The organism is Pseudomonas cistanchae (assembly GCF_054483635.1).
Genome location: NZ_JBTLWN010000001.1, coordinates 109,939 through 131,002, shown reverse-complemented (window position 1 = coordinate 131,002; position 21,064 = coordinate 109,939). Strand labels below are relative to the sequence as shown.

At 63.4% G+C, this 21,064-nt stretch carries 21 protein-coding genes; 13 read left to right on the top strand and 8 right to left on the bottom strand.

Annotated features, from left to right (window positions below; translation table 11 throughout):
- Positions 1–14 precede the first annotated feature (14 nt).
- Both cyoE and ACX0MV_RS00570 read left to right on the top strand, forming a co-directional pair.
- Positions 15–914 carry a heme o synthase gene (gene cyoE / locus ACX0MV_RS00575; protein ID WP_458980544.1) on the top strand — a complete coding sequence of 300 codons (900 nt, stop codon included), beginning with the start codon at positions 15–17 and terminating at the stop codon, positions 912–914.
- An 11-nt stretch (positions 915–925) separates the two neighbouring features.
- On the top strand, positions 926–1,558 hold the full coding sequence (locus ACX0MV_RS00570; protein ID WP_458980543.1) for an SCO family protein: 633 nt from the start codon (positions 926–928) through the stop codon (positions 1,556–1,558).
- 287 nt (positions 1,559–1,845) lie between these two features.
- On the opposite strand, the gene polA is transcribed toward ACX0MV_RS00570, so the two are convergent.
- The gene (polA, locus tag ACX0MV_RS00565; protein WP_458980542.1) at positions 1,846–4,662 is read right to left on the bottom strand and encodes a DNA polymerase I; all 2,817 of its coding nucleotides are present in this window, start codon (positions 4,660–4,662) and stop codon (positions 1,846–1,848) included.
- 73 nt (positions 4,663–4,735) lie between these two features.
- Here polA and ACX0MV_RS00560 point away from each other — a divergent pair, with 73 nt between their 5' ends.
- Both ACX0MV_RS00560 and ACX0MV_RS00555 read left to right on the top strand, forming a co-directional pair.
- Complete coding sequence (locus tag ACX0MV_RS00560; RefSeq protein WP_458980541.1) at positions 4,736–5,020, top strand: DUF2782 domain-containing protein; 285 nt, start codon at positions 4,736–4,738, stop codon at positions 5,018–5,020.
- A gap of 79 nt (positions 5,021–5,099) precedes the next feature.
- Positions 5,100–6,050 (top strand): homoserine kinase, encoded by a 951-nt coding sequence (locus ACX0MV_RS00555; protein ID WP_458980540.1) that lies wholly within the window; start codon positions 5,100–5,102, stop codon positions 6,048–6,050.
- On the opposite strand, the gene ACX0MV_RS00550 is transcribed toward ACX0MV_RS00555, so the two are convergent.
- Together ACX0MV_RS00550 and znuA are read right to left on the bottom strand one after the other, a co-directional pair.
- Positions 6,047–6,775, bottom strand: a complete 729-nt coding sequence (locus ACX0MV_RS00550; protein WP_458980539.1) for a class I SAM-dependent methyltransferase — start codon at positions 6,773–6,775, stop codon at positions 6,047–6,049. The two genes, ACX0MV_RS00555 and ACX0MV_RS00550, sit on opposite strands and share 4 nt — an antisense overlap.
- An 86-nt stretch (positions 6,776–6,861) precedes the next feature.
- Positions 6,862–7,827 (bottom strand): zinc ABC transporter substrate-binding protein ZnuA, encoded by a 966-nt coding sequence (znuA, locus tag ACX0MV_RS00545; RefSeq protein ID WP_458980538.1) that lies wholly within the window; start codon positions 7,825–7,827, stop codon positions 6,862–6,864.
- A gap of 66 nt (positions 7,828–7,893) precedes the next feature.
- Between znuA and zur the strand changes: the two genes are divergently transcribed.
- The 7 genes from zur (at position 7,894) to ACX0MV_RS00510 (ending at position 13,166) form a co-directional block, all read left to right on the top strand.
- Entirely contained in the window at positions 7,894–8,379 is a 486-nt protein-coding gene (zur, locus tag ACX0MV_RS00540; RefSeq protein ID WP_458980537.1) for a zinc uptake transcriptional repressor Zur, read from the top strand.
- A complete protein-coding gene (gene znuC / locus ACX0MV_RS00535; RefSeq protein WP_458980536.1) occupies positions 8,376–9,179 on the top strand; it encodes a zinc ABC transporter ATP-binding protein ZnuC in 804 nt (267 codons plus the stop codon). Before zur ends, znuC begins: the two co-directional genes overlap by 4 nt.
- Positions 9,172–9,960 (top strand): zinc ABC transporter permease subunit ZnuB, encoded by a 789-nt coding sequence (gene znuB / locus ACX0MV_RS00530; protein WP_458980535.1) that lies wholly within the window; start codon positions 9,172–9,174, stop codon positions 9,958–9,960. Before znuC ends, znuB begins: the two co-directional genes overlap by 8 nt.
- 99 nt (positions 9,961–10,059) lie before the next feature.
- Positions 10,060–10,488: a hypothetical protein gene (locus ACX0MV_RS00525; protein WP_458980534.1), complete on the top strand. Its 429-nt coding sequence runs from the start codon at positions 10,060–10,062 to the stop codon at positions 10,486–10,488.
- Between the two features lie 151 nt (positions 10,489–10,639).
- Positions 10,640–11,647 (top strand): methionine ABC transporter ATP-binding protein, encoded by a 1,008-nt coding sequence (locus ACX0MV_RS00520; RefSeq protein ID WP_458980533.1) that lies wholly within the window; start codon positions 10,640–10,642, stop codon positions 11,645–11,647.
- Positions 11,647–12,312: a methionine ABC transporter permease gene (locus ACX0MV_RS00515; RefSeq protein WP_458980532.1), complete on the top strand. Its 666-nt coding sequence runs from the start codon at positions 11,647–11,649 to the stop codon at positions 12,310–12,312. Before ACX0MV_RS00520 ends, ACX0MV_RS00515 begins: the two co-directional genes overlap by 1 nt.
- 83 nt (positions 12,313–12,395) lie before the next feature.
- Positions 12,396–13,166 carry a MetQ/NlpA family ABC transporter substrate-binding protein gene (locus tag ACX0MV_RS00510; RefSeq protein ID WP_458980531.1) on the top strand — a complete coding sequence of 257 codons (771 nt, stop codon included), beginning with the start codon at positions 12,396–12,398 and terminating at the stop codon, positions 13,164–13,166.
- 141 nt (positions 13,167–13,307) lie between these two features.
- Here the strand turns inward: ACX0MV_RS00510 and ACX0MV_RS00505 are convergent, their stop codons facing one another.
- From ACX0MV_RS00505 to ACX0MV_RS00490, 4 genes are all read right to left on the bottom strand, one after another.
- Positions 13,308–13,763: a GNAT family N-acetyltransferase gene (locus ACX0MV_RS00505; RefSeq protein WP_458980530.1), complete on the bottom strand. Its 456-nt coding sequence runs from the start codon at positions 13,761–13,763 to the stop codon at positions 13,308–13,310.
- 129 nt (positions 13,764–13,892) lie between these two features.
- Entirely contained in the window at positions 13,893–14,897 is a 1,005-nt protein-coding gene (locus ACX0MV_RS00500) for an asparaginase (protein WP_458980529.1), read from the bottom strand.
- 130 nt (positions 14,898–15,027) lie between these two features.
- The gene (locus ACX0MV_RS00495) at positions 15,028–15,783 is read right to left on the bottom strand and encodes a substrate-binding periplasmic protein (protein ID WP_458980528.1); all 756 of its coding nucleotides are present in this window, start codon (positions 15,781–15,783) and stop codon (positions 15,028–15,030) included.
- 116 nt (positions 15,784–15,899) lie between these two features.
- Positions 15,900–17,351: an alanine/glycine:cation symporter family protein gene (locus ACX0MV_RS00490; RefSeq protein WP_458980527.1), complete on the bottom strand. Its 1,452-nt coding sequence runs from the start codon at positions 17,349–17,351 to the stop codon at positions 15,900–15,902.
- A gap of 148 nt (positions 17,352–17,499) precedes the next feature.
- On the opposite strand from ACX0MV_RS00490, the gene ACX0MV_RS00485 reads away from it, so the two are divergent.
- Complete coding sequence (locus tag ACX0MV_RS00485; protein WP_458980526.1) at positions 17,500–18,318, top strand: helix-turn-helix domain-containing protein; 819 nt, start codon at positions 17,500–17,502, stop codon at positions 18,316–18,318.
- A gap of 35 nt (positions 18,319–18,353) precedes the next feature.
- Here the strand turns inward: ACX0MV_RS00485 and ACX0MV_RS00480 are convergent, their stop codons facing one another.
- The gene (locus ACX0MV_RS00480) at positions 18,354–19,778 is read right to left on the bottom strand and encodes an aspartate ammonia-lyase (protein ID WP_458980525.1); all 1,425 of its coding nucleotides are present in this window, start codon (positions 19,776–19,778) and stop codon (positions 18,354–18,356) included.
- A gap of 269 nt (positions 19,779–20,047) precedes the next feature.
- Between ACX0MV_RS00480 and ACX0MV_RS00475 the strand changes: the two genes are divergently transcribed.
- The gene (locus tag ACX0MV_RS00475; protein ID WP_458980524.1) at positions 20,048–20,968 is read left to right on the top strand and encodes a LysR substrate-binding domain-containing protein; all 921 of its coding nucleotides are present in this window, start codon (positions 20,048–20,050) and stop codon (positions 20,966–20,968) included.
- The last annotated feature ends 96 nt before the right edge of the window (positions 20,969–21,064 follow it).

Below are 21,064 nucleotides of genomic sequence, written 5' to 3'. Positions count from 1 at the left end.
CACGGAGAGACCTCATGGCTACTCTATTGCGCGAACAGAATGCCCACGCCAGCTGGCGCGACTACCTGGAGCTAACCAAGCCGCGAGTGGTGGTGCTGATGCTGATCACCTCGCTGGTCGGCATGTTTCTCGCGACTCGCGCGGGGGTGGCCTGGCAGGTGCTGATTTTCGGCAATCTCGGAATCGGCCTGTGCGCGGGTGCGGCGGCGGCGGTCAATCATGTGGTGGATCGTCGTATTGATTCGATCATGGCGCGTACCCTCAAGCGCCCGGTCACCTCGGGGCGGGTTTCGCCCACTGCCGCACTGGGTTTCGCCCTGTTGCTGGCGGTGACCGGCATGACATTGCTGCTGACCTTCACCAACGAGCTGGCCGCCTGGCTGACCCTCGCCTCGCTGCTCGGCTATGCCGTGCTTTACACCGGCTTTCTCAAGCGCGCCACGCCGCAGAACATCGTGATCGGCGGCCTGGCCGGCGCCGCGCCACCGCTGCTGGGCTGGGTGGCGGTTACCGGGCACGTCAGTGCCGAGCCGCTGTTGCTGGTGCTGATCATCTTTGCCTGGACGCCGCCGCACTTCTGGGCGCTGGCCATTCACCGCAAAGAGGAATACGCCAAAGCCGATATTCCGATGCTGCCAGTGACCCACGGTGAGCATTACACCAAGGTGCATATCCTGCTCTACACCCTGGTGATGTTCGCGGTCACGCTGCTGCCCTATGCCATCCATATGAGCGGCCTGCTCTATCTGGTGTGCGCTGTCGGTCTCGGCGCGCGCTTCTTGCATTGGGCCTGGGTGCTGTACCGTGACAGCAAACCGCACGCCGCGATCAACACCTTCAAGTACAGTATCTGGTACCTGTTCCTGTTGTTTATCGCCCTGCTGGTCGACCACTACCTGCTGCTCAACCTGTAATCGTTGGTGCCATGACCCGAACCCATACCACCGTTTTTGTTCTAGTTGCCGTTGTTGCGTTAGTGCTTGGCCTTACCGTCAATAAGGTGCTCGACAGCAAGGGTCAGGGCGATCCTACCGTGCTGTTGGACGCCGGTATCGTCCTGCTGCCGCAGAGTCGCACCCTACCCGCCTTGAGCTTGACCAATCAGGACGGCCAGGCAGTTGCGGTGAATGAGCTGACGGGCAAGTGGAGCCTGTTGTTCTTCGGTTACACCTTTTGCCCCGATATCTGCCCGGCGACCCTGGCGCAGCTGCGCCAACTCCAGGGACAGCTGCCAGCGGAAACCCGTGACAGCCTGCGTGTCGTGCTGGTCAGCGTAGACCCCAACCGTGATACGCCGGAGCAGCTGAAGAAATACCTCGATTACTTCGATGCGGGTTTTATCGGGCTAACCGGTGAGGAGGCAGCCCTGCAGAAACTCGCCAACGCGGTAAGCATCCCGTACATCCCAGCTGACACTAGCAAAGAGAATTACACCGTCGACCACAGCGGCAACCTGGTGCTGATCGGCCCGGACGGCACCCAACGCGGCTTCATTCGGGCCCCGCTGAACAACAGCAAGCTCGCCGCGCAACTGCCGGGGCTGGTTCAAGGAAAATAGCTATAAAGCGCCGCCCTCAGTTTTTCTAGCCAAAAAAATACTTTTCTACAGGCAAAAAAAACCCCGAACTTCATATGGGGAGGGAGAAGTTCGGGGTTTAAGGTCTGAACCGCTAGGGCGGGGCTCAGATGATCTGCCAACACTTAACACAACAAAGGAGCATTGAAGGCTTTTGGGCCATTCACAGTCTCTGACTGCCCTGACAAAAGCAAAGTTCAGCGATGGCTTAGAATACTTTAGCGATAAGTATTCGCGTTTTCATACCGATAATGACTAAGCCAACCTGGTCAATGAGCTTCGTCCCAGTTGTCGCCTACGCCTACTTCCACCAGCAGCGGCACGTCCAGCTTCGCTGCATTGCTCATCAGTACCTTGATCTGCTCGCGCACCCGTTCAACCAGGTCCTCGCGTACCTCAAGGACCAGTTCGTCGTGCACCTGCAGAATCACCTTGGCATCCAAACCGGACTCGTTCAGCCAGGCGTCGACCGCGATCATGGCGCGCTTGATGATGTCTGCGGCCGTGCCCTGCATCGGCGCGTTGATCGCCGTGCGCTCGGCGCCCTTGCGCATGGCCTGGTTCTGCGCGTTGATTTCCGGCAAGTACAAGCGCCGACCGAACAGGGTCTCGACGTAGCCCTGCTGTGCGGCCTGCTCGCGGGTGCGCTCCATGTAGGCCAGCACGCCTGGATAGCGCGCGAAGTAGCGGTCGATATAGGCCTGCGACTGTTTGCGGTCGACGCCGATCTGTTTGGCCAGGCCGAACGCGCTCATGCCGTAGATCAAGCCGAAGTTGATCGCCTTGGCGCTACGACGCTGGTCGCTGCTGACTTCATCGAGCGTGACGCCGAAGACTTCGGCGGCGGTGGCGCGGTGCACATCGCGGTTGTGACGGAAAGCATCCAGCAAGCCTTCGTCCTGGGCCAGGTGGGCCATGATGCGCAGTTCGATCTGCGAGTAGTCCGCTGCCAGCAGCTTGTAGCCTTTGGGGGCGACGAACGCCTGGCGAATGCGCCGGCCTTCCGCCGTGCGGATTGGAATGTTCTGCAGGTTTGGGTCGCTTGAGGAGAGGCGCCCGGTAGCGGTGACCGCCTGGTGGTAACTGGTATGGATGCGCCCGGTGCGCGGGTTGATCTGTTCCGGCAGGCGGTCGGTGTAGGTACTTTTGAGCTTGCTCAGGGAGCGGTACTGCATCAGCACCTTCGGCAGCGCGAAATCCTGCTCGGCCAGTTCGGCGAGTACCGCCTCGGCGGTGGAAGCCTGGCCCTTGGCCGTTTTGCTGATTACCGGCAGCCCGAGTTTTTCATAAAGGATCACGCCGAGTTGCTTGGGCGAACCCAGGTTGAATTCTTCGCCAGCGATGTCGAAAGCCTGACGCTCAAGCTCCACCAACTTGTCGCCCAGTTCAATGCTGTGTTCGCCAAGCAACTTGGCATCGACCAGCGCGCCCTGGCGCTCGATGCGGGCCAGCACCGAAACCAGCGGAATCTCGATGTCGCGCAGTACCGAAGCCAGGCTCGGCTCGGCTTCCAGCTTGGCCCACAGCGTCTGATGCAGGCGCAAGGTCACGTCGGCATCTTCCGCTGCGTAGGGCGCGGCCTGCTCCAGCGGAATCTGATCGAACGTCAGCTGCTTGGCGCCTTTGCCGGCGATGTCTTCGAAGCGGATGGTGCTGTGGCTGAGGTATTTCAGTGACAGGCTGTCCATGTCGTGGCGGGTGGCGGTGGCATCCAGCACGTAGGATTCGAGCATCGTATCGAAGGCCACGCCTTTGACGCTGATGGGCGTCGAGGCATTGGCGAGGATGTTGATGTCGTACTTGGCATGCTGGCCGACCTTGGCCTTGCCCGGGTCCTCGAGGATGGGCTTGAGCGCGGCCAGGACCTGATCGCGATCAAGCTGGGTCGGCACACCCATATAAGCGTGGGCGAGCGGGATATAGGCGGCCTCACCGGCCTTGACCGAGAACGACAGGCCAACCAACTGCGCGCGCTGCGCATCGAGACCAGTGGTTTCGGTATCGAAGGCGATCAGCTCAGCGCTTTTCAGCTTCTCCAGCCAGGTGTCGAAATCGCCCTGCTCTAGCACCGTCTGGTAGTTGCCCAACTGCTCGCGCGGGCTCGCTGGCGCTTCGGTTGCGGCATCCGCGCTGGCGCTAGGCATTAGAGCGAACAGATCATCTGTCGGTACCGGCGTCGGGGCGGGCGCCTTGCTTGGCAGGGTTTTGTGCTGGCGCTGCAGTTCGTCCAGCCAGCTTCTGAATTCCAGTTCGCCATACAGTTCGGCCAGCGCCGGTACGTCGACCGCACCGGGGTGCAGCGAGTCGATCTCGATATTCAGCGGCACGTCGAGCTTGATGGTCGCCAGCTCATAAGACAGATACGCCATTGCCCGGTGCTCTTCGAGCTTAGCCGGCAGGCTCTTGGCGCCACGAATCGGCAATTCGGCCACCTTGTCCAGGTTGGCGTAGAGCACGTCGAGGCCGCCGCCGATGCCAACCAGCAAGCCCTGCGCGGTCTTTTCGCCCACACCCGGTACCCCGGGAATGTTGTCGACCTTGTCGCCCATCAGTGCCAGGTAGTCGATGATCAGCTCGGGACCGACGCCGAATTTCGCTTTCACGCCGTCGATGTCGTAGACGCTACCGGTCATGGTGTTGACCAGGGTAACGTGCTTGCACACCAGCTGAGCCATGTCCTTGTCGCCCGTGGAAATCACCACGTCACGGCCGAGCGCCGCGCATTGCCGGGCGAGGGTGCCGATCACATCGTCGGCTTCCACGTTGTCGACGCACAACAGCGGGAAACCCAGCGCCTTGACGCTGGCGTGCAGCGGTTCGACCTGCACGCGCAGTTCGTCGGGCATGGATGGGCGGTTGGCCTTGTATTCGGCGTAGAGCGCATCGCGGAAAGTACCGCCCTTGGCGTCGAATACCACCGCGAAGGGGCTGTCCGGGTACTGCTTGCGCAGGCTTTTCAGCATGTTCAACACGCCCTTCACGGCGCCCGTGGGCAAGCCCTTGGAGGTGGTCAGGGGCGGCAGGGCGTGGAAGGCGCGGTACAGATATGAGGATCCGTCGACCAGAACGAGAGGAGCGTTTGACATGCGCAGGATCAACCTTTTCCTGGGGGCCGGGTTAAACTGGGCCGACCATTGACAATAAAGGGGCAAGGTTATCATGCGCACACTCAATCGCTTGTTGCTGGCCAGCCTGTTGGCGACCGCTTCGCTCGTCGCGCACGCCGATGATGCGCCGTCCGCCGAGCCCGACGTCACTATCCGTCAGGATGGCGACCGTACGATCCAGGAATACCGGGTCAACGGGTTCCTTTATGCGATCAAGGTCGTCCCGAAAAGCGGCAAACCCTATTTCCTGGTGCGTGCCGATGGCTCGGAGGGCAACTTCGTGCGCTCGGACGAGCCGGACATGTTGATCCCGTCCTGGGAGATCTTCAGTTGGTAAGGCATCGGGCCTGCCGACCTGTTTTAGCGCCATCAGGCGCGGCAATGCAGTTCGCCACTAGTATGAGCAGGCTCTAATTATGTCGGTGTTTACCCCCCTCGAGCGTCCTCAGCTCGAGGCTTTTCTTGCGCCCTACGGTCTGGGGCGTTTGCGTGATTTCCAGGGCATCGCTGCGGGCAGCGAGAACAGCAATTTCTTCGTCAGCCTGGAGCGGGGCGAATTCGTCCTGACCCTGATCGAGCGCGGCCCGAGCGCCGATCTGCCATTTTTCATCGAGCTGCTCGATGTGCTGCACGACGCCGGCCTGCCGGTGCCCTATGCCCTGCGCACCGACAGCGGCGACGCGCTGCGCAGCCTGGCGCAGAAGCCCGCGCTGCTGCAGCCGCGATTGGCTGGCAAGCACGTTGCCCAGGCCAACCCGCATCATTGTCAGGAGGTCGGGGCGTTGCTGGCACGGATTCACCTGGCAACTCGCGAGCGGCCGCTGCCGCGTAAAAGCGATCGTGGCCTGGACTGGATGCTCAGTGAGGGCCCGAGTCTTGCGCGGCAACTACCTGCTGTAGAACTAGAGCTGCTGGGTGCCGCGCTAGTCGAGATCGAGGCGCTCAAGCCGCGCATTCTGGCGCTGCCCCAGGCCAACCTGCATGCCGACCTGTTCCGCGACAACGTGCTGTTCGATGGCAACCACCTGGCGGGGGTGATCGACTTTTACAACGCCTGCTCGGGACCGATGCTCTATGACCTGGCGATTGCCCTGAACGACTGGTGCTCGCGGGAGGATGGCAGCCTGGATGACAGGCGCGCCCAGGCATTGCTGGGAGCCTATGCCGGTCTGCGGCCGTTTACCGCGGCCGAAGCCGAGCTCTGGCCGGCGATGTTGCGGATCGCTTGTGTGCGGTTCTGGTTATCGCGCCTGATCGCCGCGCAGTCCTTCGCCGGTCAAGAGGTGCTGATTCACGATCCCGGTGAGTTCCAGCGGCGTCTGGCCCAACGCCAGCAGGTCGGGCTGGCGCTGCCGTTTGCCTTCTAGGCCGGAGTCTGCGGGCGGAAGTTACAGGTCAGGTAGCGGTTGCTGAAGCCGTACCGCAGCATCGATCGCAGCCGTAGCAGCAGGTAGAACGGGCGTTTGCGGTAGTACTGCAACACCGCGTTACCGACGCCTTCAGAGCGGTGCTGCTTGACCGGGCGCTTGGAAAACAGTCCCTTGAACTGCCACCACTGAATCTGCTCGAAACGCTGCTGCGGCCCCAGGCCGTGGGCGCGGAACAAGGCGAAGAACGAGGCCTGGCTGAAGTCGTGCAGGTGGTGGGGATTGCCGTCCAGGGTCGGCGTGATCGGCACCGAGGCGATCACCTGACCATGCTCGGCCAGCAACTTCGCATAGTTGGCGATCAGTTGTTGCGGGTTGGGCAGGTGCTCGATGGTTTCCAGGCTGACGATGTTGTCGAAGCGCTGTTCGGCGGCAAAGCTTTCGGCGTCGGCGCAGTGATAACTGAGGTTTGGCAGCCGGTAATGCTCCTGGGCGTAGGCAATGGCCGCCGGGTCGATATCGACCCCGATCACCGTCTTGTCCGGGTGCAGCTCCGCCAGCAGTGCGGTGCCATAACCACAGCCACACGCCATGTCGAGCACACGCTCACCGCTCAAACAGGCCGCCGCAAAGCGATAGCGCTCCATATGGATGCGCAGGGTGTTCTGATCGTCGCTGTCGTCAGGGTCGAGTTGCTTGGGGTAAATCCGTTCGATGGTCAGCATGCGGCCTATCCCTGGTGAACCGGCGGGTTGAATCGTCAGGACTATATGCCAGCCCGGCCGCCGGATAAACAGGCGGCTGCGGGGCCTTAAAGCGCTTCCAGGCAGCCGGCCAGATTGTCGGCCAGCGTGCTCAACAGGGTTTCGTAACCCTTGGCGTCCACCGCCAGCTGGCCGCCCATGGCATCCAGTTCGGCCAGCGTCACCGGTAGGCCGGTGCTGAGGGTTTCCGCCAGGCGCGGGCGCAGCGGCGGTTCGCTGAATACGCAGCTCGGCCCGGCCTGTTGCAGGCGCGTACGCATGGCAGCGACGTGCCGTGCGCCGGGCTGCACTTCGCTGGCGACGCTGAAAACCCCGGCGTGCTTGAGACCATAAGCGGTTTCGAAATAGTCGTAGGCTTCGTGGAAAACGAAATAGGGCGCGTTCTTGAGTTTGCCCAGGCGACTGTGCAAGCGCTGGTCGAGCGCCTGCAGACGGGCGTTGAACGCCTCGACATTGGCCTGGTACCGCGCCGCATTGGCCGGGTCGGCGGTGGCCAGGTCGGCCGCCATCTTCTCGGCGATCACCTGCGCGTTGGCCGGCAGCAACCACAGGTGGGCATCGAGCGTGCCGGGGCGATGGGCGTGGTCATGCTCATCAGCAGTTGTTGCGGGCTGATGCTCATGCTCGGCGTTGTGCTCATCGTGCTCCTGATGCGCTTCGTCGTGGCTGTCGCCGAAGTGGCGCAGGGTCATCCCGGCCAGGGTCTGGGTCGCGACGCTAGGTTTGTCGCGGCCGGCAAGCACCCGCGGCAGGAAGCTCTCCAGATCAGGCCCGATCCAGTACAGCAGGTCGGCATCGCGCACGCTGCGTACATCGGAGGGGCGCAAGGCATAGTGATGCGGCGAGGCGCCGGGCGGCAGCAGCACCTCGGGACGGCCCACGCCGTCCTGCACTGCGGCGGCGATCAGTTGTAGCGGTTTGATGCTGGTCAGCACGCGCACCTCGGCCTGAGCGGCGGCGTTGAAGGCCAGCAGAAGGATAAACAGGCGAACAGCAGAAAAAAGTCGCGACACGGGCAGCACTCAAACGGAAAAGGAACGGTAATATAATAACGTCTCCCACAGCCTGCGTCGTCGCCCATGACTCAACCACCTCTGGCTTCACGCCCACACGACCATTCCCGCTGCGTCAGCCACGCACTGGCGGAAGCCGAAAGCATCTGCGCGCGCCTCGGTTTGCGCCTGACCGCCTTGCGCAAGCGGGTGCTGGAGCTGGTCTGGCACAGCCATAAGCCCTTGGGTGCCTACGACATACTCGCCGTGCTGAGCGAAGAGGACGGCCGCCGCGCCGCGCCGCCGACGGTGTACCGCGCGCTGGATTTCCTGCTGGAAAATGGTCTGGTGCACCGGATCGCGTCGCTTAACGCGTTCGTCGGCTGCAGCCATCCCGAGCACGCCCATCAGGGCCAGTTTCTGATCTGCCGCACCTGCCACGCGGCCATCGAGCTGGAGCAAGCGGCAATCAGCGACGCCATCGTCGCCGGCGCAGCGGGCGTCGGTTTTGTGGTGGAAAGCCAGACCGTCGAAGTGGTCGGCCAGTGTTCGGGCTGCCGGGGGGGCGAATGAGCGATGCGCTGATCCGTCTGGCCGGCGTCGGCGTGGCCTTCGCCGGGCAGAATGTCCTGCACGACGTGCAGCTGAGCGTCAAACCGGGCGAGATCGTTACCCTGATCGGCCCTAATGGTGCCGGCAAGACCACCCTGGTGCGTACCGTGCTCGGCCTGCTCAAGCCGGACAACGGCAGCGTCTGGCGCAAGCCCAGGCTGCGTATCGGCTACATGCCGCAAAAACTGCATGTGGACGCCACGCTGCCACTGAGCGTGCTGCGCTTCCTGCGTCTGGTGCCGGGTGTCCAGCGCACCCAGGTCATGACGGCGCTGGCCGAGGTCGGTGCCGAACAGGTGATCGACAGCCCCCTGCAAAGCATTTCCGGCGGCGAATTGCAGCGTGTGCTGCTGGCCCGTGCGCTGCTGCGCGCGCCGGAGTTGCTGGTGCTGGATGAGCCGGTCCAGGGTGTCGATGTCAGCGGCCAGGCCGAGCTGTATCGGCTGATCACCCAGTTGCGCGACCGCCATGGCTGCGGCGTGCTGATGGTGTCCCATGACCTGCACCTGGTGATGAGCACCACCGACCAGGTGGTCTGCCTGAACCGGCACGTCTGCTGCTCCGGCCATCCGGAACAGGTCAGTGGCGATCCGGCGTTCGTCGAACTGTTTGGCCAGGATGCCCGTAGCCTGGCGATCTACCACCACCGGCACGACCATGCGCATGACCTGCATGGCGAAGTGGTCGACGAGGCTGGCGGCCTGAGTATAAAGGGCGCGGTTCGCCCACATGTCCATGGAGATGGCTGCAACCATGGCTGATTTTCTTTTCAACGCGCTGCTTGCTGGCCTGGCCCTGGCGTTGGTCGCGGGGCCACTGGGTTCCTTCGTGGTCTGGCGGCGGATGGCCTATTTCGGCGACACCCTCTCTCACGCGGCGCTGCTCGGGGTTGCCCTGGGACTGATGCTGGACGTCAGTCCGACCCTGGCGGTGACGGTCGGCTGCGTGCTGCTGGCGGTGCTGCTGGTAACCCTGCAAAGCCGCCAGCCGCTGGCTTCGGATACCCTGCTCGGGATCCTCGCCCACAGCACCCTGTCCCTGGGCCTGGTGGTGCTGAGCTTTATGCAGGATGTGCGCATCGACCTGATGGGTTACCTGTTCGGCGACCTGCTCGCCGTCGGCCCGACCGACCTGGCCTGGATCGTCGGCGGCAGCGCGCTGGTGCTGGTGCTGCTGGCGCTGCTCTGGCGGCCGTTGCTGGCGATTACCGTGCACGAGGAGCTGGCGCGCGTCGAAGGGCTGCCGGTGGCGGCGATCCGCCTGAGCCTGATGTTGCTGATCGCCGTGGTGATTGCGGTGGCGATGAAGATCGTCGGCGTGCTGTTGATCACCTCCTTGTTGATCATCCCCGCCGCCGCTGCGCAACGCCATGCGCGCACGCCCGAACAGATGGCCCTGGGCGCAAGCCTGCTTGGCGTCGTCGCGGTATGCGGCGGGCTGAGTCTGTCCTGGTTCCAGGACACGCCGGCAGGGCCGTCGATTGTGGTAACTGCGGCCAGCCTGTTCCTGCTCAGCTTCGGCCTGCCGCGGCGCACCGGCTAAACCGCGAGCCGGCCCCCTATATGCGTGGCTGCCGCTTGGTCGCGCCACTGCCGCAGGTGTAGACTCGCGGGCTGTTTGCCTATCACGAGATCCGCCGAAATGAAGTCATTCGTCCCACGTTGGCTGTCGATAATCGCGATTTCGCTGCTTTTAACCGCCTGCCAAAGCACCCCGGAGCAGACCGCCGCCGAGGCGATCAACACCGCTTTGCACCAACTCGAGGTCAGCATCGAAGAGGGTCACCTGAACGAGGCCGAAGCACAATTGAGGGATTTGCAGCACCGTGCGGCCGGCGACATTCGCCTGGAAAACTACCAGCGGCAACTGGCCGAGGCGTACCTGCTGAAAGGGCAGAAGGCGCTGCAGGCCGGCGATCTCGATGGCGCCGCCAAATCCCTCAGCCATGCACGCAGCCTGATGCCGCAGGCGCCCGCGCTGACCACCGGGCTGGATGGCGCCGTCGAGCGCGCCCGCGACGCCGAGGCAGCAGAAACGCCGGTCAAAGCCGCTGGCGGCTCCAACCCCTAGCTGGCCAGATGCGCTGATCGCTGACGGATTTTTCATGCCTTTCAGCTATAAGCATAGGACTACAAAGGTTTTTGCGGCCTAAAGCCTGGCGGGTAAACTAGCGGGCTTTTCGCCTACCCGGCGGCTCGACAAACCCAAAAGGTTTAAACGCGTGATCAATTTTCATCAGGTGCACAAGGCGTATCGCGTCGGTGGCCAGGATATTCCTGCGCTGCAGCCCAGCGATCTGCAGATCGCCCGAGGCGAAGTCTTCGGCATCATCGGCCATTCCGGCGCCGGCAAAAGCACCCTGCTGCGCCTGATCAACCGCCTGGAACAGCCTACGGGCGGGCGCATCCAGATCGACGGCGAGGATGTCACCGCCCTCGATGCCACTGGCCTGCGCCGCTTTCGTCAGCAGGTCGGGATGATTTTCCAGCACTTCAACCTGCTGTCGTCGAAAACCGTCGCCGACAACGTTGCCCTGCCATTGAAGCTCGCCGGCGAACTGTCGCGCAGCGCGATCGACACACGGGTCGCCGAGTTGCTGGCGCGAGTCGGCCTCAGCGATCACGCCAATAAATACCCGGCGCAGCTCTCCGGCGGCCAGAAGCAGCGCGTCGGCATTGCCCGTGCTCTGGCCACCGAGCCGAAGATCCTGCTCTGCGATGAAGCCACCAGCGCCCTCGACCCGCAGACCACGGCTTCGGTGCTGCAGCTGCTGGCCGAGATCAACCGCGAACTGAACCTGACCATCGTGCTGATCACCCATGAAATGGATGTGATCCGCCGGGTGTGCGACCGCGTCGCCGTCATGGATGCCGGGGTGATCGTGGAGCTGGGACGGGTGGCCGAGGTGTTTCTGCACCCGCAGCACGCCACCACCAAGCGCTTCGTGCAGGAGGCCGAGCACGTCGACGAGAACGAGCAACACGACGACTTCGCCCATGTTCAGGGGCGCATTCTGCGGCTGACCTTCCAGGGCGAGGCGACCTACTCGCCGCTGCTGGGCACGGTCGCCCGGGAAACCGGCGTGGATTACAGCATCCTGGCCGGACGCATCGACCGGATCAAGGACACGCCTTACGGCCAGTTGACCCTGGCGCTGACGGGTGGTGACCTGGAGGCGGCCATGGCGCGCTTCGAGGCTGCCGACGTGCATCTGGAGGTACTGCGCTGATGGATGCCTTGTTACCGAATGTGGACTGGCCAGAAATCTGGCAGGCCAGCCTCGATACCCTGAGCATGCTGGGCGGCTCGCTGCTGTTCACCGTGATTCTCGGTCTGCCGCTTGGCGTGCTGCTGTTCCTTACCAGCCCGCGGCAGATGTTCGAGCAGAAGGCCCTGTATGGCGTGCTATCGCTGCTGGTGAACATCCTGCGCTCGGTGCCGTTCGTGATCCTGCTGATCGTGATGATCCCCCTTACGGTCGTCGTCACGGGCACCTCGCTCGGTGTTGCGGGTGCCATTCCGCCGCTGGTGGTCGGTGCGACGCCGTTCTTCGCCCGGTTGGTGGAAACCGCGCTGCGCGAGGTCGACCGCGGCATCATCGAGGCGACCCAGGCGATGGGTGCGACCACCCGGCAGATTGTGGTCAATGCGTTGTTGCCCGAGGCGTTGCCAGGGATAGTCGCGGCCATTACCGTCACGGCCATTACCCTGGTGTCCTACACCGCGATGTCCGGCCTGATTGGCGGCGGCGGGCTCGGTGACCTGGCCGTGCGCTACGGCTACCAGCGTTACCAGCCGGACGTCATGGTGGTCACGGTGATCCTGCTGCTGGTGCTGGTGCAGATTCTGCAAACCGTCGGCGACAAGCTGGTGGTGCATTTTTCCCGCAAATAACGACTGCGCGAGCCTGGCTCTGGCATCCGCCGAACATGGCTCGCACCGACCCGTATCCATTTCGCTATACAAGGAGCTATACGATGAAAAAACTGATTGCTGCACTCGCTACTCTGGCGGCGTTTTCCGCCCAGGCGCAAACCCTGACCGTCGCCGCCACCGCTGTGCCCCACGCCGAGATCCTCGAGTTCGTGAAGCCGGCGCTGGCCAAGCAGGGCGTGGAACTGGACGTAAAGGTCTTCACCGATTACGTGCAGCCGAACGTACAGGTGGCGGAGAAGCGCCTGGACGCCAACTTCTTCCAGCACCAGCCGTACCTCGATGAGTTCAACAAGAGCCGCGGCACCGAACTGATCAGCGTTGCCGGCGTACACGTCGAGCCGCTTGGCGCTTATTCGAGCACCGTGAAAACCATCGCCGACTTGCCCCAGGGCGCTAACGTGGTGATCCCCAACGACGCCACCAACGGCGGCCGTGCGCTGTTGTTGCTGCAAAAGGCCGGCCTGATCACCCTGAAGGATTCCAGCAACATCCTCGCCACGCCGAAGGACATCGCCGAAAACCACAAAGACATCAAGCTGCGTGAGCTGGAAGCGGCCACCCTGCCGCGCGTGCTGACCCAGGTCGACATGGCCCTGATCAACACCAACTATGCCCTGGAAGCCAAGCTCAACCCCACCAAGGATGCACTGGCCATCGAAGGCAGCGACTCGCCTTACGTCAACATTCTGGTCGCGCGCCCGGACAACAAGGATAGCGATGCCATGCAGAAACTCGCCAAAGCGCTGAACAGCGCTGAAGTAAAGGCATTCATCGAAGAGAAGTATCAGGGCGCGGTCGTCCCGGCGTTTTAAGCGCCTGCCTGCATCTGGCCGCCTAGGCCTGGTGTCTGGGCTAGCTCGCGAGAACGCAAACAGGTTTGCTCTCCTGCACCATAAAAAAGCCCGCTGGCGACAGCGGGCTTTTTTGTGTCCGGGCGGCGGCGAATGCTGCCGTCAGAACAGCTTGCGATACTGCAAGAAGCCCGAGCGTTCGGCGACTCGCTCGTACAGCAGCATGGCCTTGCTGTTGCTCTCGTGGGTCAGCCAGTAGGTGCGCGAACACTTGGCCTGTTGCGCCTGGGCGTAGACGTATTCGATCAACTGGCGGCCGACGCCGCTGCTGCGCACGTCCTTGTTGATGAACAGATCCTGCAGATAGCAGTAATCGCCTACCGTCCAGGTCGAGCGGTGGTAGATCCAGTGAACCAGCCCGATGGCCTGGTCGCCATCCCAGGCGAGCGCGGCGTGCATCGGTTCGGCCGGGTCGAGAAAACGCTGCCAGGCCACTTCGCTGGTTTCCATGGGGATCTCAGTCATGTAAAAGCGCTGATAGCCCTGCCACAGGGGCAGCCAGGCCGCGTGGTCGGCGGCGCTGACGGGGCGAATATCGACGGCAATACGGACGGGCATTGGCGCAGTCTCCTGTAGGCGCAAGGGTGCATCCTGAAACGGTTGGCGGCGCGCCGCAAGAGGTGGCCAACTGACCACCGCCTGCGGGTGCATGCGCCGGCACCTGCAAGGCGAAGCGATGGCTGCGCCCTACGCGCCCTGGTCGACCCGCTCGCCGCACAGGTCGAGGGTGAACCAGTGCTCGACCTCGGCCTGATCGAGCCCCGCGCCGAGCAGGGCGAACAGCTTGCCCAGTGCCGCTTCGCGGGTCATGCCGCCGGCCGATAGCAGGCCGGTGCTGGCCAGCTGGCTGCCGGCGCTGTACACGCCGAACTCGACATGACCGTGGACGCACTGGCTGATGGCCGCGATCACCACGCCGCGCGCATGCGCCGCTTTCAGCGTGGCGAGCAGCGCGGCATCGTCCGCCGGGCCGGTGCCGCTGCCATAACACTCGAGCAGCAGCCCCTGCACGCCGGTCGCCAGCAGCGCCTGTACATGGGCAGCCTGAATACCAGGGAAGAGCGGCAGTATCGCCAGGTTGACCGGCTGCCGCGGCTGACGGTAATCGATGTGAGGCGCAATGGTTGGTGCACGCTCGCCCTGGCGTTGCCGCGGCAGTACGCGGAAGGCGTCGAAGTTGGCGCTGTCGAGCTTGCTGACCCGCGCGCCATGCATCAAGGCACCGTTGAAGAACAGCCGCACGCCCGGCGCGACGCCCTTCTGCAGCGCCTGCATGGCGCCGAACAGGTTGTCCCAGGCGTCGCTGTTCGGGGTGCCGGCGGGCAACATTGAGCCGGTCAGCACCACCGGGGCAGGCAGCCCGAGCAGCAGGAAGCTCAGTGCGGCGGCGCTGTAGGCGAGGGTATCGGTGCCATGCAGGACGAGAACCGCATCGCAGCCGTCCTGTTCGACGCCTTGGCGAATCGCGGCGACCATCGCCAGCCAGTTGGCCTGGCTCATGTTGGCGCTGTCGATCGGCGGCAGCAGTTCGCGGAAAATCCATTCAGGCAGGTGCAGATCGGTCTGCAGGGCTTGCTGGCTGCGCAGGCGCGCCTCGAAGCCGGAGGCGGGCGCCAGGCCGTTGGCAGCCGCCTGCATGCCAATGGTGCCGCCGGTGTACAGCACCAGCAGGCGTTGAGCAGGGGTGTTCATCGGCTGTTCTCGAACCGGGAGCCGCCGCAGGGCGGCTGCAGTGATTGAGGGTGGCGGAAGTCCGCAACCGCCTGACGGCCGTCAGGCGGTGTGCTGTGGCGGCGTTCCCGCTGTTGCGGCGAGGCTGGACTCAGCACAGCTCCGGATTTTTCTCGCAGGTGCCGTAGCCTTCGCTGCGCATCGAATCGAGGGCATTTTGCAGGCGCTCGACCACTTCGTCCGGGGTGTCCTTGTTCAATGCCAGGTACAGCTTGGAGGTATGGAAGCTCAGGGCGTTGCTGAGCCCGGTCGCGCCCGCTTCCTTGGCATAGAAGCGCCAGACCGGGTCAGAGGTGGCCCAGAAGTCGATCTGGCCGCGTTGCAGTTTGCGGATGTTTTCCTGGTCGCGCAGCGCGTTGACCGGCTTGATGCCCGCACGTTCGAGGTACTGGCTGACGGCGCTGCTCTGGTACGAGCCGATGCGGTATTGCTTGGCCTGTTCGAGGCTGTCGACGCGCGGCCCGTCGGTGCTGGCGGTCACCAGCACGCTTTCATACTGGTTGATCGGGCCGACCCATTTGAACAGCGGCTTGCGCGCATCGCTCAAAGACGTGGAGAACAGCCCGTGGTTCGGCGATTCCATGGTCTGCTTGTAGATGCGGTCCCAGGGAAATTTGAGGGTCATGCTGTAGGCGATGTCGGCGCGTTTGAACATCTCGCGCACGATGTCGGCGCTCAAGCCCTTGATGTTTTCATCGCGGGCGAAGTTCTTGTTGTTCTCCGCCACGTTGAACGGCGGGAAGTTTTCGGTCAGCAGCACCACCTTGTAATCTTTTGGCAGTTCGGCATGGGCGAGGGTGGCGAACAGCAACCCCAGAGACAGCAAACCAGACAGATAGCGGCGCATGGTCTAGCACTCCTTTAAGCTCAAAAATCCCGCAACCGAATGACGGTGCGGGACCTCTGGCGTAGCAAATCCACCCTGGCCCTATGCCAGGGTGACAACGAGTTACCTATGGTGCATTACCTGTGGTGCAGTGCGTTGACCGGCTGCCCAGTTGCCGCGCCCGAGTTGGTGGTCTGCGTGGTTGCAGGCCAGGCTGCCGGGTCGAGGTCCAGATCAGCGAAGGCTTTCGGATCAAACACGGGCGACTCCACACCCGCCTTGACCTGATTGTCGTAGTCGCGCATCAGGCGCAGACCGACCTTGAACAACAGCGCCAGGGCGATCAGGTTGGCAATCGCCAGCAGGCCCATGGTGACGTCGGCAAAGGCGAACACGGTACCCAGATCCTGCATCGAGCCCCACAGCACCAGGACGATTACCAGTACGCGATAGACCTGCAACAGCCAGCGCTTGCTGCTGAAGAAGCCCAACGCGTTTTCACCCAGGTAGTAGTTATAGATCAGGGTGGTGAAGACGAACAATAGCAAAGCGACACTAATGAATACCCGGCCCCATTCGCCGACTACCGCCGCCATGGCGGTCTGGGTCAGGACCACGCCAGCCACTTCTTCGCTGCCCGGCTGATACACGCCCGAAAGCAGGATGATCAGCGCCGTGCTGGTGCAGATGATCAGGGTGTCGATGAACACGCTGAGCGACTGCACGATGCCTTGGGCCGCCGGGTGCTTGACCTCGGCAACCGCCGCCACGTTTGGCGCGCTGCCCAGGCCGGCTTCGTTGGAGAACAGGCCGCGCTTGACGCCCATGATGATTGCCGCGCCGATACCGCCTGCGAACGCCGGCTCCAGGCCGAAGGCGCTTCTGACAATCAACATCAGGGTTTCCGGCACCTGCTGGACGTTGCTGGCAATCACGAACAGCGCCATCGCGATGTAGGAGAACGCCATCACCGGCACCAGCACATCGGCAAACTTGGCGATGCGGCGGATGCCACCGAAGATGATCAGCGCCATCACCGCGACCAGCACCAGACCACTGATGTAGGTCGGCAGGCCGAAGGTGTCATGCAGCGAACTGGCGACGGTGAACGACTGCACGGCGTTGAAGCCGAAGCCAAAGGTGATCAGCAGCAGAATCGACACCACGATGCCCAGCCAGCGCTGGCCGAGACCATGCTGAATGTAGAATGCCGGGCCGCCGCGGTAGCTGCCGTCAGGCTCGCGGCGCTTGTACAGCTGGGCGAGCGAACATTCGAAGTAGCTGGTGGCCATGCCGACCAGCGCCACCATCCACATCCAGAACACCGCACCCGGGCCGCCGAGCATGATGGCGACGGCGACACCGGCGATGTTGCCCGCACCCACCCGGCCGGCGACGCTGAGCATCAGGGCCTGGAACGAGCTGAGCTGGCCTGGCTGGCGCTGAAAGGCCTCGCCGAGGATGCGGAACATGCTGCCGAAGTAGCGAAACTGGACGAAGCGCGAAAGCACCGTGAAGTACAGACCGAGGCCGATCAGCATCACGATCAGCAACTTGCTCCAGATGAGATCGTTAAGAATGTCGAGCATGGTGAGTGTCTCTCTTGTTGTTCTGTGGGTGGAAAGCGAGGGGTGGGATGGTTAGACAGCTGACGCTTTGTTGCAATTTCGCAGGTAGCGGCGAGCTGATGCGAGTTGATGCTAGAATTGCGCCACTCGCATCACCGGGAACCGCCACATGTCTGACTACCTTGGGCCTAATCTCAAGCTGCTCTGCAGCCATTACCGGTCGATTGCCGAGGTCTGTCGCAAGCTCGCGATCAACCGGGCCCAGTTCAATAAGTACCTCAGTGGGCAAAGCCGGCCCACGGCGTTCAACCTCAAGCGCATCTGCGATTTCTTCGGCGTTGAACTCTACGAACTGAGCCTGCCGAGCGAGCAGTTCGCCAACCTGATCGGCGCCCGCAGCGGCGGCCACGAACCGCGAGCGGCGGGCGACCCGCTGCTGGAATTGCTGCAACCGCTGAGCGAGCGCTCCAGCAGCCTGTCGCGCTACTGCGGGTATTACTTCGAGTACGCCAACTGCATGTCGGTGCCGGGTCAGATTCTGCTGTCGCTGGTGCACCTGCGCGAGGACCGCGGCAGTTACCTGTTCGAGCGCCAGGAGCGGCAGGAGCCGTCCCGTGCCGACAGCGGCAAGGCCGAGGACTGGGTGCGTTGTCGTTACCTTGGCGCGGTCTTTTATCTGCAGGACCGTCTGTTTCTGGTCGATTACGAATCGCTGACCGGCAACGAGATGAGCCAGACCATCCTGATCCCCAGCTTCAAGAGCCGCATCACCCGCCTCAACGGCCTGAAAACCGGGGTTTCCAGCGGCGACCTGCGCACCCCGGCCTGTACCCGGGTGGTGTGGGAATACCTCGGCGCCGAGATCAACCGGGTCAACGCCTATCGCCAGGTGATGCTCTACAGCCCCGACGACCCGCGCATCGACCTCGACATCCGCCAACGCCTGAGCGGCGCGCAGATTCGCGACGGGCTGTTCGCGATCGAATAACCCGTCGTCGGCTCGGGCGCCGCGGCCGCCGGGCTTCATGCCTTCAGCGGCACCAGGCGCGGGGCGATCATGTTTTCCGGGCTGAGGATGTCGGCCAGGGTGGCATCGTCCAGCAGCTGTTCTTCGCGCACCAGTTCCAGCACGCCGCGGCCGGTGAGCAGCGCCAGCTTGGCGATGCGGGTGGCGTTCTCATAACCGATGTAGGGGTTAAGTGCGGTGATCAGGCCGATCGAGTTTTCCATCAGCGCGCGGCAATGCGCTTCGTTGGCGGTAATGCCGACGATGCAGTGTTCGCGCAGCATGTCCATGGCGCGCTGGAGCAGGCGGATCGAGTCAAAGATCTTGTAGGCGATCAGCGGCTCCATCACGTTCAACTGCAGTTGCCCGCCTTCCGCAGCGATGGTCAGCGCCAGGTCGTTGCCGATGATTTCGAACGCGACCTGGTTGACCGCTTCCGGGATCACCGGGTTGACCTTGCCGGGCATGATCGAGCTGCCCGGCTGACGCGCCGGCAGGTTGATTTCGTTGATCCCGGTGCGCGGGCCGCTGGAGAGCAGGCGCAGGTCGTTGCAGATCTTCGACAGCTTGACCGCGGTGCGCTTGAGCATGCCGGAGAACAGCACAAAGGCGCCCATGTCCGAAGTCGCCTCGATCAGGTCGGCGGCTGGCACCAGCGGTTGGCCGCTGATGGCGGCCAGGCGGTCGACAGCCAGCTGCTGGTAGCGCGGGTCGGCGTTGATCCCGGTGCCTATCGCGGTGCCGCCCAGGTTCACTTCGGTGAGCAGCTCCGGCGCCAGGCTGCGCAGGCGCGCCAGGTCTTCGCCAAGGGTGGTGGCGAAGGCGCGGAACTCCTGGCCGAGGGTCATGGGCACCGCATCCTGCAGCTGGGTGCGGCCCATCTTCAGGACGTGGGCGAACTCTTCGCCCTTACCGGCGAACGCGCCGATCAGGCTGTCCAGGCTCGCCAGCAGCGCATCGTGGCCGAGCAGCAGGCCCAGGCGGATGGCGGTGGGGTAGGCGTCGTTGGTCGACTGCGCCATGTTCACGTCGTTGTTCGGGTGCAGGTACTTGTATTCGCCCTTGGCCCGACCGAGCGCTTCCAGGGCGATGTTGGCGATCACCTCGTTGGCGTTCATGTTGGTCGAGGTGCCGGCGCCGCCCTGGATCATGTCGACCACGAACTGCTCATGGAAATCACCGCGAATGATCCGCGCGCAGGCCTCGCTGATGGCCGCATGCTTGACCGCGTCGAGGTGGCCCAACTGGTGGTTGGCGTCCGCCGCAGCCTGCTTGACCATCGCCAGCGCTACCACCAGTTTCGGGTAGTGCGCGAGCGGCACACCGGACAGGCGGAAGTTGGTTACCGCGCGCAGGGTCTGGATGCCGTAATAGGCATCGGCGGGCACTTCAAGGGAGCCAAGCAGGTCGGTTTCAAGGCGGAATGATGCAGCAGGGGACATGATGAGCTGACTCTCTCAGGATAAACGGCGATGGCCGCGATGCCTTGCAGAATAGGCGCTGTAGCCCGGTATCGGCCAATGCTGTTAACCGCTAGGCTATGCATAATCGGCATAACGTAGGCGTGACTGATAGCTGCTGGCGAGCGTAGAGGGGGTAGGGTGGGTTACACCGCGTCTCGATACGACGCGTCACCCATCCACCACAGCTGAAGGTCCGTCGGCTGGGTGGATAAACAGAGCGTTATCCACTCTACACAGCAGGAGCGGCAATGAACCTGGAAACCAAATGGCTGGAAGACTTTGTCACCCTGGCCGCCACCCGCAGTTTTTCCCAGGCGGCGCACAAGCGCTTCGTCACCCAGCCGGCGTTCAGCCGGCGGATTCGCAGCTTGGAAAACATGCTCGGCCTGACCCTGGTCAATCGCTCGCGCACGCCGGTCGAGCTGACTGAGTCGGGTCAGCTGTTTCTGGTCACCGCGCGCAGCATGGTCGAACAGCTGGGTGAGGTGGTGCGTCACCTGCACAACCTTGAAGGCCAGCAAGGCGAGGTGATGCAGATCGCCGCCGCGCACTCGCTGACCCTGGGCTTCTTTCCCGAGTGGATCGCCCGCTTGCGCCGCGAAGGCTTGCCGTTGAATACCCGGCTGGTGGCGACCAACGTTGGCGAGGCGGTGCATGCCCTGCGCGAAGGCGCCTGCGATCTGATTCTGGCCTATTACGACCCCGACGCCGCGCTGCAGATGGACCCGGACATCTTTCCGTCGCTGCACCTTGGCCGCACGGAAATGCTGCCTGTGTGCGCGGTGGACGAGCAGGGCCGGCCGCTGTTCGACCTCGACAGCGGCCAGAGCGTACCGCTGCTGGCCTACAGCGCCGGGGCCTTTCTCGGCCGTTCGGTGAACCTGCTGCTGCGCCAGCGCGCGCTGCGCTCGACCACTGTGTATGAAACCGCGATGGCCGACAGCCTGAAAAGCATGGCCCTGCAGGGCATGGGCGTGGCCTGGGTGCCGCGCCTGTCGGTAACCGGCGAGCTGGCCCGTGGCGAACTGGTGATCTGTGCCGGCGAGCAATGGCAGGTGCCGCTGGAAATCCGCCTGTACCGCTGCGCTCTGGTGCGCAAGGCGGCGGTGCGCCTGCTCTGGCGCAAGCTGGAAGGCGGTGTCGGTTTGGCGGAATCGGATCAGTCGTAGGTCAGGCGCTGCCAGCGTTGTAGGGCGGACATGGCGCAGCCTTGTCCACCGCTTGCGCCTACTGCACTCGAATCAACCACGGACAAACCTTGCGGC

Coding starts and splice junctions, on each gene's coding strand:
- znuB (WP_458980535.1), top strand. CDS start 9,172: ATGGCTGATTTTCTTTTCAACGCGCTGCTTGCTGGCCTGGCCCTGGCG.
- ACX0MV_RS00560 (WP_458980541.1), top strand. CDS start 4,736: ATGCGCACACTCAATCGCTTGTTGCTGGCCAGCCTGTTGGCGACCGCT.
- ACX0MV_RS00490 (WP_458980527.1), bottom strand. CDS start 17,351: ATGCTCGACATTCTTAACGATCTCATCTGGAGCAAGTTGCTGATCGTG.
- ACX0MV_RS00505 (WP_458980530.1), bottom strand. CDS start 13,763: ATGCCCGTCCGTATTGCCGTCGATATTCGCCCCGTCAGCGCCGCCGAC.
- znuC (WP_458980536.1), top strand. CDS start 8,376: ATGAGCGATGCGCTGATCCGTCTGGCCGGCGTCGGCGTGGCCTTCGCC.
- ACX0MV_RS00570 (WP_458980543.1), top strand. CDS start 926: ATGACCCGAACCCATACCACCGTTTTTGTTCTAGTTGCCGTTGTTGCG.
- zur (WP_458980537.1), top strand. CDS start 7,894: ATGACTCAACCACCTCTGGCTTCACGCCCACACGACCATTCCCGCTGC.
- ACX0MV_RS00510 (WP_458980531.1), top strand. CDS start 12,396: ATGAAAAAACTGATTGCTGCACTCGCTACTCTGGCGGCGTTTTCCGCC.
- ACX0MV_RS00515 (WP_458980532.1), top strand. CDS start 11,647: ATGGATGCCTTGTTACCGAATGTGGACTGGCCAGAAATCTGGCAGGCC.
- ACX0MV_RS00480 (WP_458980525.1), bottom strand. CDS start 19,778: ATGTCCCCTGCTGCATCATTCCGCCTTGAAACCGACCTGCTTGGCTCC.
- ACX0MV_RS00555 (WP_458980540.1), top strand. CDS start 5,100: ATGTCGGTGTTTACCCCCCTCGAGCGTCCTCAGCTCGAGGCTTTTCTT.
- ACX0MV_RS00550 (WP_458980539.1), bottom strand. CDS start 6,775: ATGCTGACCATCGAACGGATTTACCCCAAGCAACTCGACCCTGACGAC.
- ACX0MV_RS00495 (WP_458980528.1), bottom strand. CDS start 15,783: ATGCGCCGCTATCTGTCTGGTTTGCTGTCTCTGGGGTTGCTGTTCGCC.
- polA (WP_458980542.1), bottom strand. CDS start 4,662: ATGTCAAACGCTCCTCTCGTTCTGGTCGACGGATCCTCATATCTGTAC.
- cyoE (WP_458980544.1), top strand. CDS start 15: ATGGCTACTCTATTGCGCGAACAGAATGCCCACGCCAGCTGGCGCGAC.
- ACX0MV_RS00500 (WP_458980529.1), bottom strand. CDS start 14,897: ATGAACACCCCTGCTCAACGCCTGCTGGTGCTGTACACCGGCGGCACC.
- ACX0MV_RS00485 (WP_458980526.1), top strand. CDS start 17,500: ATGTCTGACTACCTTGGGCCTAATCTCAAGCTGCTCTGCAGCCATTAC.
- ACX0MV_RS00475 (WP_458980524.1), top strand. CDS start 20,048: ATGAACCTGGAAACCAAATGGCTGGAAGACTTTGTCACCCTGGCCGCC.
- ACX0MV_RS00525 (WP_458980534.1), top strand. CDS start 10,060: ATGAAGTCATTCGTCCCACGTTGGCTGTCGATAATCGCGATTTCGCTG.